Origin of the sequence: Niameybacter massiliensis, from assembly GCF_001282685.1 — a bacterium.
Lineage (GTDB): Bacteria > Bacillota > Clostridia > Lachnospirales > Cellulosilyticaceae > Holtiella > Holtiella tumoricola.
In genome coordinates this window covers 3123589-3136295 of sequence record NZ_LN875035.1, presented here as the reverse complement: position 1 = coordinate 3136295, position 12707 = coordinate 3123589, and the positions used below count along the sequence as shown (strand labels likewise).

At 32.8% G+C, this 12707-nt stretch carries 8 protein-coding genes and 1 riboswitch; of the genes, 6 read left to right on the top strand and 2 right to left on the bottom strand.

Annotation, left to right across the window (positions count from 1 at the left end; genetic code table 11):
• Positions 1-15 precede the first annotated feature (15 nt).
• From BN2390_RS20070 to BN2390_RS20050, 5 genes are all read left to right on the top strand, one after another.
• Positions 16-585, top strand: coding sequence for a DapH/DapD/GlmU-related protein (locus BN2390_RS20070; protein WP_053986071.1), 570 nt, complete (start codon positions 16-18; stop codon positions 583-585).
• A 43-nt stretch (positions 586-628) separates the two neighbouring features.
• Complete coding sequence (locus BN2390_RS20065) at positions 629-1795, top strand: iron-containing alcohol dehydrogenase (RefSeq protein WP_053986070.1); 1167 nt, start codon at positions 629-631, stop codon at positions 1793-1795.
• Between the two features lie 248 nt (positions 1796-2043).
• The gene (locus BN2390_RS20060) at positions 2044-2478 is read left to right on the top strand and encodes a hypothetical protein (RefSeq protein WP_053986069.1); all 435 of its coding nucleotides are present in this window, start codon (positions 2044-2046) and stop codon (positions 2476-2478) included.
• A 93-nt stretch (positions 2479-2571) separates the two neighbouring features.
• Complete coding sequence (locus BN2390_RS20055) at positions 2572-3891, top strand: helix-turn-helix domain-containing protein (protein ID WP_053986068.1); 1320 nt, start codon at positions 2572-2574, stop codon at positions 3889-3891.
• A 246-nt stretch (positions 3892-4137) separates the two neighbouring features.
• Positions 4138-5823, top strand: a complete 1686-nt coding sequence (locus tag BN2390_RS20050; protein WP_053986067.1) for a hypothetical protein — start codon at positions 4138-4140, stop codon at positions 5821-5823.
• Between the two features lie 45 nt (positions 5824-5868).
• Here BN2390_RS20050 and BN2390_RS22005 read toward each other — a convergent pair whose 3' ends face one another.
• A complete protein-coding gene (locus BN2390_RS22005; RefSeq protein ID WP_198524958.1) occupies positions 5869-6693 on the bottom strand; it encodes a sensor histidine kinase in 825 nt (274 codons plus the stop codon).
• Positions 6694-7196: 503 nt separating this feature from the next.
• Positions 7197-7925 (bottom strand): LytR/AlgR family response regulator transcription factor, encoded by a 729-nt coding sequence (locus BN2390_RS21830; RefSeq protein WP_053986065.1) that lies wholly within the window; start codon positions 7923-7925, stop codon positions 7197-7199.
• A 134-nt stretch (positions 7926-8059) separates the two neighbouring features.
• Positions 8060-8146: riboswitch (cyclic di-GMP riboswitch) on the top strand.
• A gap of 53 nt (positions 8147-8199) precedes the next feature.
• On the opposite strand from BN2390_RS21830, the gene BN2390_RS22325 reads away from it, so the two are divergent.
• Entirely contained in the window at positions 8200-12600 is a 4401-nt protein-coding gene (locus BN2390_RS22325) for a glycosyl hydrolase family 18 protein (RefSeq protein ID WP_082238886.1), read from the top strand.
• Positions 12601-12707: the final 107 nt, after the last annotated feature.

The window sequence follows — 12707 nt, the reverse complement described above, 5'->3', positions numbered from 1 at the left end:
AAAGGAAGTGAAACCGTGAATTTAGAAAAATTTTTAGAGTGCTTAAATAGTGGCAAGGAAATAGATGCAAATTCAGAGATACATAAATTTATGAGCTATCTTTCACAGGAAGCTCTAAAGCTTACTAATAAACTAAATAATTCTTATCAGACGCCTGAAGAAATTAGAAGGAGTTTTTCAGAGATTATTGGGAAATCAGTGGATCCATCATTTCGTATGTTTCCACCTTTTTATACGGACTGTGGAAAGAATATTGTAATTGGTAAAAATGTATTTATCAACTCTGGATGCAGGTTTCAAGATCAGGGTAGTATTACTATAGAAGATGGCGTACTTATTGGACATAATGTTGTGCTAGCCACATTGAATCATAGTATGGTACCTGAAAAGAGAGGTAATCTCATTCCAAAATCCATTTATATAGGTAAGAATGTATGGATTGGAGCCAATGCAACTATTTTACCTGGTGTAACTATTGGTGAGGGGGCTGTTATAGCTGCTGGAGCAGTTGTTACAAAAAATGTAGAGGGAAAAACAGTGGTGGGTGGAAATCCTGCAAGATGTATAAAAAATATAGAAGCGTAAGTTATAGGGATAAAATATAGTAATTAAAAATAGGAGGTTATATATGTTAGGAAACTTTGAGTACTCAAATCCAACAAAGCTTTATTTTGGAGAAGACGCACTTTCTTATTTGGGTGGAGAGCTTGCTACTTATGGTAAACGTGTGCTATTAATCTACGGTGGTGGTTCTATTAAAAAGAATGGTATCTACCATGATGTCATAAAGATTTTAAAAGATGCAGATAAAGATGTTTTTGAAGTATCAGGGGTTATGCCAAATCCTACACTAGAAAAACTTTACGAAGGTTGTAGAGTTGCAAAAGAAAATAATGTTGATTTAATTCTTTCAGTAGGTGGAGGATCTTGTTGTGACTATGCAAAAGCAGTTTCAGTATCAACTCATTGTGAAGAAGATCCATGGGAAAAATATTATCTTCGTATGGAAGATGTAGATAACAAAATTATTCCTGTAGGATGTATTCTAACAATGGTAGGAACAGGATCTGAGATGAATGGTGGATCTGTCATTACAAATTCTAAAAGCAAATTGAAAATTGGTCATGTATTTGGAGATAAGGTATTTCCTAAATTCTCTATTTTAAATCCAATCTATACTTATACATTACCCGAGTATCAAATGGTAGCTGGTTTTTATGATATAATGTCTCATATTTTAGAACAGTATTTCTCTGGAACGGATGATAATACTTCAGATTATATTATGGAGGGATTATTAAAATCATTAATTAATAGTTCAAAAATAGCACTTAAAGAACCTCAAAATTATGAAGCAAGAAGTAATATAATGTGGATTGCCACATGGGCACTTAATACATTAGTTGCTAAAGGAAAAACTACGGACTGGATGGTTCATATGATTGGACAGTCAGTTGGAGGTCACACAAATGCAACACATGGAATGACACTTGCAGCCATATCAATGCCGTATTATCGCCATATTATGCCATATGGTCTTGCTAAATTTAAACGTTATGCAATAAATGTATGGAATGTTAATCCAGAAGGTAAAAGCGATGATGAAGTAGCAAAAATAGGGCTTGATCAAATGGAAAACTATATGAAAGAACTGGGCTTAGTAATGAATTTAACAGAGCTAGGAGTAACAGAAGAGATGCTAAGTAATATTGCAGATGGTGCTTTTATTTTACCTGGAGGATATAAGATTTTAACTAAGGAAGAGATCATCCAAATTTTAAAGCAATCACTATAATAAGATTATAGTAAAAGACGCTACTTATTGATAAAAGTAGTGTCTTTTGTTTTTTATTACTCTGCTCAAAAGGAAGTAGACATTATAAAGCAAAAAGAACTTTTTAGTAATATAGAGATTTTAAAAGAAGAATACATTATAATTTTCTTTAAGAAGCTTTAAGTAAGTATTAAAATGTGTTCGCTAAACGTGTTATAAATTCAGTTTAAGTAAAGATAATTCATAGCTAAGATATGGGGGATAGACTAATGGAACAGAGGATAGTTATAAAAAATTTAGCTAACATATTGGAGCAAAGCAATATAAGCTATCATTTTGATGCTTCAACTTCGGTCTTGATTCATGGAATAGACTTTGAAATGGATGATATCGATATAGTCTTTATGTACAGTGAAAGAGAAAGGGTTAAGGAAGTGTTTAAAGATTATAAGATGAGTTCAAGTAAAAGAGTTTGTGACATAGGCTTAGAGTACTTTTTTATAGAAGTAGAAGGTCAGCAAGTACATTGCTTATTTTATGAAAGTAGTAAAGCAATAAATCAAGATGAATTTAATAAAGACGCTGAAGTACTCTTAATAGAGGGGCAAAGCATGATGGTGCAAAGTTTAGAGTACTATTTGAAGTATTCCAAGGATAAGCAGAAGTTAAAACCACGCATTAGAGAATACCTTGCTCAAAGATAACGACTTTAATCATCACAACGTAGGAAATATTTTCTAGATAATCTTCTGATAAACTTTAATTACCGAGAGGGAAGAAGCGAAGGGAGAACAAACATGTCAACTATTGAACTATTACAAAAAGCCATAGACTATATCGAGGAAAATTTGAAGATAGAACTTTCAATATCTGAAGTTGCAAAGAGGGTGGGATTTTCAAATTATCATTTTTGTCATCTTTTTTCAGATGTTGTGGGAATGCCAGTAGCGGCTTATATTACTAAGAGGCGTATTCTACATGCTATTTATGAAATAAGCCAGACAGGTAAAATGGTTGATACTGCATTACTTTATGGATTTGATACACATGCTGGTTTTTATAAGGCTTTTAAACGTGAGTTTGGATGTTCTCCTTCTAAGTTTCTTAAATTAAATACTGCTAAAAAACCAAAGGCAGTTTGTTTATTGGAGGAGGCAAAGCGTATGCTTACAAACACACAAATCAAAGAGATATTATTAAATTGGGAGCTTGATAGAACGTTGAAAATTGAACCTACTTTTGCAGCAGGTGGCGCAATGCAGTCACGAGATACTTGGAACATTGGTAATGAGTTTATTTTTAAAACAGGTAAAAATATTGCAGAGCTTAGAGGGCACATTGCAATTTCTAAAGCACTTGCAAAGGTAGGGCTTGTGACACCCTGCCCTATACCTACAAAACAAGGAGAAGAATTTATTGTTGAAGGGGATAGGTTTTTCGTTGTTACTAATAGAGTTCCTGGTTCCTTTTTACCTGTTGAAGAAAGATATCAAGAGAATAGAGTTGAAATTGCTATTCAATATGGAGAAGCTATTGGGAAACTTCATCAAGCATTGCTAGCTCAAGATGATATGTTAGAGGTCAATGATACCAATATGTTAGAAGTGGTTATGAACTGGGCGATGCCACAGACTAGAACGGTGATGGAACAATGGGAATGCCCGCTACCAGAAGCATTTTATTTAGAGTATATGGAGAACTTCCCTAAGCTTTATAATCAACTTCCACGACAAGTGATTCATAGAGATGCTAATCCTTCTAATATTATGTTTGATGAAGGGCATATTACAGGGTTCATAGATTTCACTATAAGTGAACGTAATGTGAGACTCTTTGACCCTTGTTATTGTGCCACAGGCATTTTATCAGAATCTAGGGAAGTAGAGGACGGATATGAGAAGTGGCCTGAAATACTTAAGGGCATTATTAAAGGTTATGACCAAATTGCACAGCTTACGGATGAAGAAAAACAAGCAATTCCTTATGTGATCTATTCCATTCAGATGATTTTTATTGCATGGCTTGTTGATCATGAAGTTTATAAGGACTGTGCACTACAAAATCGTGAAATGCTTATTTGGATATGGGAAAATAAAGAAGATATTTTTAAAATATAAGAGAGCTACAAAGCTCTCTTTTTTATGTGGCATTAACCCTACTACAAAGGCAACTGAGGAGTATAAATGCTATATAATTATTCAAGGCTATTTGGAAAAAGAGGGATGCTATATTAAATTATTAGATAAGAGTTTATCTTTTATAGTAGAAGATAAGTAAGAAATTTAAATGATTAATAGAAATGTGTTATACTATGAAAATAATAGTTAATAAATATAGTAGTCTAATATAATGGAGTTAGAAATATGAAAAAACAAAAAGCAATATTAATAAGTATATTATTGACCCTATTATTACAGATAAGCATTTTTGCAAATCCTTTAAGTAATGTTTCTATAGAGAAGACTAACCAGGCCCATGTACAAAATATAAACTTAGCTCAAGATGTTTTTATAGAGGGATTATATGAAAATGCAGTTTTATATGTAGGAGCAGATATAAGGATAAAGGGATCTGTAGATACACAGGCCACTCAGAAGCAGGTAACATGGCAAGTAACAGGAAATAATGGTGGTATAGATTTTGAGGCTTCTGGTAACTATGCCAAAATCACAGGTAAAGCTCAAAGTACTGTATGGGTGATGGCAAGAGCGATTGATGGAAGTGATAGGACTAGAGAATATACTGTAAATGTTAGAAATTACCCTAAAGATACGAAAAGTCAATCATTAGTAAGTGAGCAAGTTACACCTATTTTGAGAAGACCTTTTCAACAAAATAGTACGATTCTTCAAGTAGAAGTGAATAAAAAAATTGTCTCTTCCATACAAAGGGAAAGTGCCTTAGAAAGCTATATGAGGAAGATAGTATTATTAGGTGCGTTAAGGCATGAAGGCGTATATACGGATGAGTACTATGAGTATCATATAATAGATATAAATAATGATAAGATTGAAGTGAGGATTTCTAAAAATGATGTTGCCTATTCTAAGTTAAAAAGCATACTCACTAATGTAAATCAGTATAATAATGGAAATCTTAGACCTCAAGATGAAGAAACAAGTGGAATAGAGATAAAGCCACCTATCCAAGAGAGTAAACCACCGACTGAAGATAATCAAAAACCTATAACAGAAGAAGTAGTTAAGCCACCCAATGGAGGTAATCAAACATTACCAACAGGATCTTTACTTAAGCCACCTAGTGAAGGTGAAATACCTTCTGACCTCGATGTTCCAAATGATGAGGAAAGTAGAGATAGGGAGAATATTATTATTTTAGGAGGAAGTGGGACAAGCTTGAAGGATCCACTTATTGTGAGCTTAGGAGATAACCTTACATCTCAAGAAAAGGTTGCTACTATGAAAGCTTATTTAACAGAACTTCAAAGACGAAAAAATGTGCTCTTTGTGAGAAAAAGAGAAAGAGCTGATTTTACTTCATACATAATGAAGGTATCGGATATTGTTCCTACTGGGAATGATCTAAAAGCAGAAACTAAAAATGACTTTTTTATAGAAATCAGAGTCGAGAAAGAGGATAAGGAGGCCTATATACCTATTATAGAAATGTTAGGAGACTTAGAAAAGGAAGTATTACAAGGTATAGAGAACAAAAATATAAAAGATCAAAATAGTAGTATCAATGAGCAACAAGTGGCTTTAGAAAAAAGTCCTTTACAAGGTAATCTGTTACAACATGGTTATTTACCTAAAAACTACTTAACAGAACGGATTTTACTAGAGACACATCCTACAAATAATTCATTAACAGAGAAGATTATACAGGAAAATTTTATACGAGAAGATTCTTTAAAGAACGATGTATTACCAGATATTTTTGTTCAAAGTGAATTACTAGAAGGAGAGCGTATACAGAATAAAGTCTCAAAAGAAGTGAGTAGTCAGGTAAATGAAGAAAAGTTTGGATTGAATTCAGTTATTATTTTCTTATCATTAGGAGCAGCAGCTTTCATAAAATATTCGCTTTAGAATACCCAAAACACCAGTCAAAAAAGTACATTTGACTGGTGTTTTTTAATTATCCTCTAGAGGAATTATAATTAACGAAGAGAAGACATCTCCTTCAAAGGTTAGCTCACATGTTCCATGATATTTATCTACAGTAGATTGAATATTGGATAGGCCTAAACCGTGATTAATTTTATCTTTTTTAGTGGTTAATAGTTTATGATTGTTAATATTAATTGAGTTATCAAAGTTATTTTGTATATCAAATATAAAGTTTTGATTAATAATAGATGATTTAACTTTAATATAAGCATTACCTGTATGCACAATTTTTTGGCTAGCTTCTATAGCATTATCCATTAGGTTGCCTATTATAATACATAAATCAAAGTCAGATAAACTAAGTGTATTAGGAATATTAATATCTAAATCTAATTTTATATTGTTGTTAGTACAGCTTTCTTTTTTGGCTAATAATAATGCATTTAATATTTTATGGTTAGTAAGTATTTCTAGCTTTTTATGGTTAAATCCATTGCCATAGTTTTGTAGATAATTGAGTGCAGTATGATAATCTTTTTCTTCAATAAGATTGTACAGAACAGTTTTATGATTATGTATGTCATGAGCTATTCGTCTTATTTCACATTGATACTCCTCTAGCTGTTGGAGATTAGATATCTGTAAATCATATTGCATATGAAGTATTTTATTTTTATGTTTATAGATTGATAAGTCATAGCCTTTTATGATAGCAATGACTGCAAATATTCCAAAGTATACCTCTAGAAGCGTAGAAGCTAAAATAACAATGGTGACTAAGTAAGCATGTCTAGAAAATAATAAGATATAAAGTAAGCTACAATTTTTACCTATAAGTAAAACAAACATCGATATAGGAACGATCTTATTAATAGAGGTAAATAGATATTCAAGTTTTTCCTTATCTAACCCCTTTATTAAGAGTATTTCAAATGCTCCGTAGAAGAGTAGCACAATAAAAAATGCAAAGGAAAATAAAAATTTTGATTTTATAATAAGGTATAGATTCTGTTGGAGCATTAATTCACATAAGCTAAAGACAATCAAAGAAGCAACAAAGAATAGGTAATAGGATTTTAAACTAAGTAAAAATACAATTAACTTCTTATGTGAAAAAATAATATAAAAAGTAATACAGCTTATAGCTAAATACAAACAGAGCGAAAGAATAGTTATTTTATCAAAGAATACTTTTAAAAGTAATAGTAAGATTGAAGTAGAGCATACTGTAACAATAAAGATTGAATTCTTGATGTTAAAATTTAAATGCTTAATTGTAATATAAAACAAAACAAATAAAATAGAAAAAAACATAATTAAAAAATAATATAAAAGAATAACGTTCCCTCCAATTATGTAGATAATTTAACTCTGATATAGTTAGTAAAGGCCTCTCTAACAGAGGATAAATATTTTTTGCTAATAGGTAATTTTTGATTATTAGTCATTAATAAATCACATCCTACTAAACTTTTTACATACATTAAATTTACTAGAAAACTTCGATGACATCTTAAAAATATAGCATTATTAATGTCTTCTTCTAAATTGGACATTTTATTATAAAAAGAAATACGCTCACCATTTTTCATAAAGGCAGTAATCTTTCTAAGGTTAGATTCAAAGTAGACTACATGATCTAAGTGTAGGGTATAGATGTCTTGATTATTTTTTACATAAATTATATTTTTCTTAGTAAAAGAGATTTTTTCGTAAAGCTCTAATAATTTAGGCTGTATAGCTTCTAATGAAAAGGGCTTTAAGATGTAGCTATAGGCATTTACACTGTAACTGTCTAAAGCATATTCTTTACTACTTGTGACAAAAAGAATATAGACATCACCACAGAAATTTCTAATACCTGAAGCCGTATCAATTCCATTAATACCAGTCATTAAGATATCTAAAAATAAAATATCAAAGTAGTCTGGATGACTAGAACAAAAGTCTAGCAAGCTTTCTCCTGATTCAAAAGAGGTTATTTCTAAAGCTATATTATAAGTCGATGATATTTGGTTGAGTATATGAGAGAGTTGATTAAGGAACATGGGATGGTCATCACATAAACCTATTTTTAACATATAAATAACTCCTTTCTTAATAGAAGATTTACTTAAATTATACATTATCAGTCCAAAAGTTACAAAAGATAGGTCAAAACTTTCATAGGTATATACTTGTTTTTTTAAAATAGATATACTTTCACTGTAAACGACGTAGAAAAAAGCAAGATTATGGAAATGTAATTCACGCAAAGCTATAGGGGCTAAGGCCTAATGAGCTATGCCAGCCAGTTGCCTAGAAGTGATACACTTCAAGGATTGATTTTCAAAAAATTAATTTGAGGAGAAGAATATGAAAAGTAAAAAATTTAAAGTGGCATTTGCCAAAACACTTATGGCTACAATGATAGTATCTAATGTAGCGCCTACAATGCAGATTTATGCTGCAACAAATGAGCACCAAGGTATTGTGAAAAATGTAGATCAAAAACGAAATGTTATGTATTATGGAGATTGGTCAGTATGGGGAGGACAAGGAAATTTCTACCCACAAGATATACCTGCTGATCAATTAACACATCTTAACTTTGCATTCTTAGATTTTGAGAGTGAAGGTAATCTTATTTTTACAGATAAAGATGCTGCAATAGGCAATCCTTTAGGACAAGCAGGTGTAACATGGGGAGATGTCAATGCAGGGATATTACCAGCACTTGTAGAACTTCGTGCAAAAAATCCTAATTTAAAAATTGGAGTTTCAATCGGAGGATGGTCAAAATCAGGGGATTTCTCAGAAGTTGCAGCAAATCCAGCAAAAAGAGCACGTTTTTTAGAAAACGTTATGAAATTTGTTGAATACACTAATATGGATTTTGTAGATATAGATTGGGAGTACCCAGCATCTGTAAGACAGCCTGATTTAGTAGATAATAAAAATGATGAAGGTACACCAGATGCAAGACCTGAAGATAAAGAAAATTATATCTTATTACTTCAAGATCTTAGAAATGCATTAGATAAAAAAGAAGTAGAGCTTGGTAAGACTTATGAATTATCAGTAGCATTACCAGCATCACGTGATAAATTAGAAGATGGTGTAGATATTCAAAGAATGTTCGAAATTATAGATTTTGGAAATCTTATGACTTACGACATGAGAGGAGCATTTGATCCAATTAGCGGACATCAAACACCACTTTATGCAAATTCAAATGATCCATATATAGATAAAGGATATTCTATTGATCAAGTAGTAAATTATATGGTTGAGCAAGGTGCATCTGCTGAAAAGCTAGTAGTAGGGGCTGCTTACTACACTCGTGGATGGGAACAAGTGACAGCAGGAACAGATGCTAAAAATCCTGGGTTATTTGGAGAAGCAGCTATTGTAACAAAAGATGCAGATCATACACCATCAAGAGGGGCAAACAATGAGTTGCCAGTAGCAAATGGTGATGGTGGTCGCCGTGGTGGTGTTTGGAGTTATAGAAATTTAGATAGACTTAAGGCATCTTACCAAGGATTACAAGAATACTGGGATGATGAAGCTAAAGCACCATATTTATATAGTGAACAAACAGGTGCATTCTTCACTTATGATAATGTAAGATCTGTTATAGAAAAAGCGCACTATGTTAATGACAATAATCTCGGTGGAGTTATTGCATGGATGGCATCAAATGATGCATCAACCACTTCAAGTAAACGCGATGAACTTACTAAAGCAACAAAAAAAGGTTTATTCGGAGAAGGTAAACTAACAGAGTATGAGATTGTTTATGCAGGTTTAGATATTGAAGTAGCTATTAGACCATATAATGAATCATGGGGCAATACAGGTGGCTATGAAATTTCTATCAAAAATAATGAAAGATTAGAAGAAAGTGGAGAAGTATTATCTTCTGTTGAGAAAATAGCTGAAACAATTACACTTCCAAAACTTTATATCAAACATACAGGAACGCCTCTTATGAGTGGTGACTATACAGCAGGAACAGTGACTCAAGATGGAGAGTACACAGTTGTTGACTTCGGAAGTATATGGGATGGAAAAGCTATAGAACCAGGACAAACTTATACTTTCAAACTTAAAACAACAGGACAGGTAGAAGATGTTAGTAGCATTGAAAGCATTGAACTTGTTCAACGTATTAGTAAATCTGGAGAAGAAATTAAGCGTCAGACAATTTATGGAGATATTATACAAGGTAATCAAGCACCGGTTATTAAAGGAGCTAATGATAAGGCAATTACAGTAGGGCAATCATTTGATCCGATGGCAGGTGTATCAGCACTTGATAAAGAGGATGGAGACCTTACGGCTAATGTGGTAGTTGAAGGTGAAGTGAACGTAAATGAAGTAGGAACTTATACTCTTACATATATGGTAACAGATTCAGAAGGTTTAAAAACAACCCTTATTAGAACGATAACAGTAGAACCTAAATTACCAAATCAAGCACCAGTTATTAAAGGTGTAACAGATAAGACCGTTAAATTAGGTGAGACATTTGATAAAATGGCAGGAGTAACTGCTGCAGACAAAGAAGATGGAGATCTTACAGATAAAATTGTAGTTGAAGGTGAAGTAGACACCAATCAAGTAGGACCTTATACACTAACATATACAGTTGTAGATAGTGAAGGGGCAGAAACTTCTAAAACAAGAATAATTACAGTTGAAGAAGTAGTAGCACCACCAGTAGGAGATTCAGATTTCGGTGTTGGACAAGGTATAGAATGGCCAGCACAAGTAAATGCTCCATTTGCAGATATGACTTTATGGAATAGTGGAGACTTCTCAGTTAATGGTGCTCTAAACTTAAAGAAAGTTGCACAAGATACAGGTGTTAAATTCTTTAATTTAGGATTTATTCAAGCTACAGGTGGAGTAGCTGATGATAAAGTGAATTGGGGATGGGGAGGTTATAGCGTATTAAATGAAAAGAATGCAGATAACACTCAATACCAAGGTATTAAACAAGCTATTAAAGATGTAAGAGCACTTGGCGGAGATGTAGCTATTTCTCTAGGTGGATTAAATGGAACAGCTATTTGGCAAGTTACTCAAGATGTAGATGTATTATACAACACTTATAAAGAAATCGTAACAGGCTATGGATTAACAAAATTAGATCTAGATATAGAAGGTGGAGAAGCAACAAACAAAGCTTTAAATGAGGCTAATGCAAAGGCTATTAAGAGAGTACAAGATGAAACAGGCGTAGAAATTGTATTAACTTTAGCAGTATTACCAAGTGGTTTAACACCAGTACAATTAGACGTATTAGAAGCTTATTTATCAGCAGGTGTAGATGTAGAGTTAGTAAATATTATGACAATGTGCTACGGCTCTGCTACATTGCTTCCAGGTGAGAACTATGGAACGGCTTCATTAAGAGCAGTAGAGAGTACAAAAGATCAATTAAAGGCTTACTTCAAAAAATATGCAAATATAGAGTTAACAGATGCAGAAGCATATAGAAAAATTGGTACAACTGTTTCAGTAGGTTTTGAAGGAGAAGCTCATCCTATTTTCGTTAAAGAGTGGACTGAGTTAGTAGTAGAGCATGCTATTGATAGAGGTATTGGTATGACTTCTATGTGGTCAATCAATAGAGATTCTATGGCAGACCCAAATAAAGGAATCTATGCACCATATGAACATACTAACTTCTTTAAAAACTTTGGAAGTGATGAAGTACTGCCAACTCCAAATACTGCACCGAAGTTTAGTGGATTAGCAGACAAAAATATCATCATTGGAGAAGCATTTGATGCTTTAGCAGGTGTAACAGCTTATGATAAAGAAGATGGCGACTTAACTTCACAGATTGAAGTATCAGGTAGTGTAGATACTATGACACCAGGCGAATATACATTAACATATACAGTAACAGATAGCGAAGGGTTAACAACTATTCAAACTATTATCGTTACAGTAGAAGAAGATGTAGTTGAGCCAGAGCAAAATGAAGCACCAGTTATCTCTGGAGCTAAGGATAAGACGATTGTTGTTGGAGAAGCGTTTAATGCTTTAGCAGGTGTAACAGCTTATGATAAAGAAGATGGCGACTTAACTTCACAGATTGAAGTATCAGGTAATGTAGATACTATGACACCAAGTGAATATAGAGTGACATATTCAGTAACAGATAATAAAGGGTTAACAACTATTCAAACTATTATCGTTACAGTAGAAGAAGATGTAGTTGAGCCAGAGCAAAATGAAGCACCAGTTATCTCTGGAGCTAAGGATAAGACGATTGTTGTTGGAGACGCATTTGATGCTTTAGCAGGTGTAACAGCTTATGATAAAGAAGATGGTGACTTAACTTCACAGATTGAGGTATCAGGTAATGTAGATACTATGACATCAGGTGAATATAGAGTGACATATACAGTAACAGATAGCAAAGGATTAACAACTACTAAAACTATTGTAGTGATAGTTAAAGAGGAAGTAGTTGATGGAGATACTTATGATCCAACACAGATTTACTATGGAGGAGAAATAGTTATCTACAAAGGACAAGAGTATAAGGCTAAATGGTGGACTCAAGGCGAGGCACCAGGTACATCAGAAGTTTGGGAGAAAATTGTTAAGCCAAATGAAGATGGGACTGTTAACTGGTATGAAGGAATGATTTGTGTAGGAGGAGAGTACATCGTACACAATGGGCAAGAATATAAAGCTAAATGGTGGACAAATTCTACTCCAGGTAGTGATGAATCTTGGGAATTAATAAAGTAAGAGATAACTAATAAAGTATAAAAATACAAAATCCTTTCTAATCATTAAGACTAGAAGGGATTTTGTTTTATTTATTTAAGGTGTATTAGAAATTTCTTTAAGAAATC

Coding starts and splice junctions, on each gene's coding strand:
- BN2390_RS20065 (WP_053986070.1), top strand. CDS start 629: ATGTTAGGAAACTTTGAGTACTCAAATCCAACAAAGCTTTATTTTGGA.
- BN2390_RS20060 (WP_053986069.1), top strand. CDS start 2,044: ATGGAACAGAGGATAGTTATAAAAAATTTAGCTAACATATTGGAGCAA.
- BN2390_RS20055 (WP_053986068.1), top strand. CDS start 2,572: ATGTCAACTATTGAACTATTACAAAAAGCCATAGACTATATCGAGGAA.
- BN2390_RS20050 (WP_053986067.1), top strand. CDS start 4,138: ATGAAAAAACAAAAAGCAATATTAATAAGTATATTATTGACCCTATTA.
- BN2390_RS22005 (WP_198524958.1), bottom strand. CDS start 6,693: ATGTTTGTTTTACTTATAGGTAAAAATTGTAGCTTACTTTATATCTTA.
- BN2390_RS21830 (WP_053986065.1), bottom strand. CDS start 7,925: ATGTTAAAAATAGGTTTATGTGATGACCATCCCATGTTCCTTAATCAA.
- BN2390_RS22325 (WP_082238886.1), top strand. CDS start 8,200: ATGAAAAGTAAAAAATTTAAAGTGGCATTTGCCAAAACACTTATGGCT.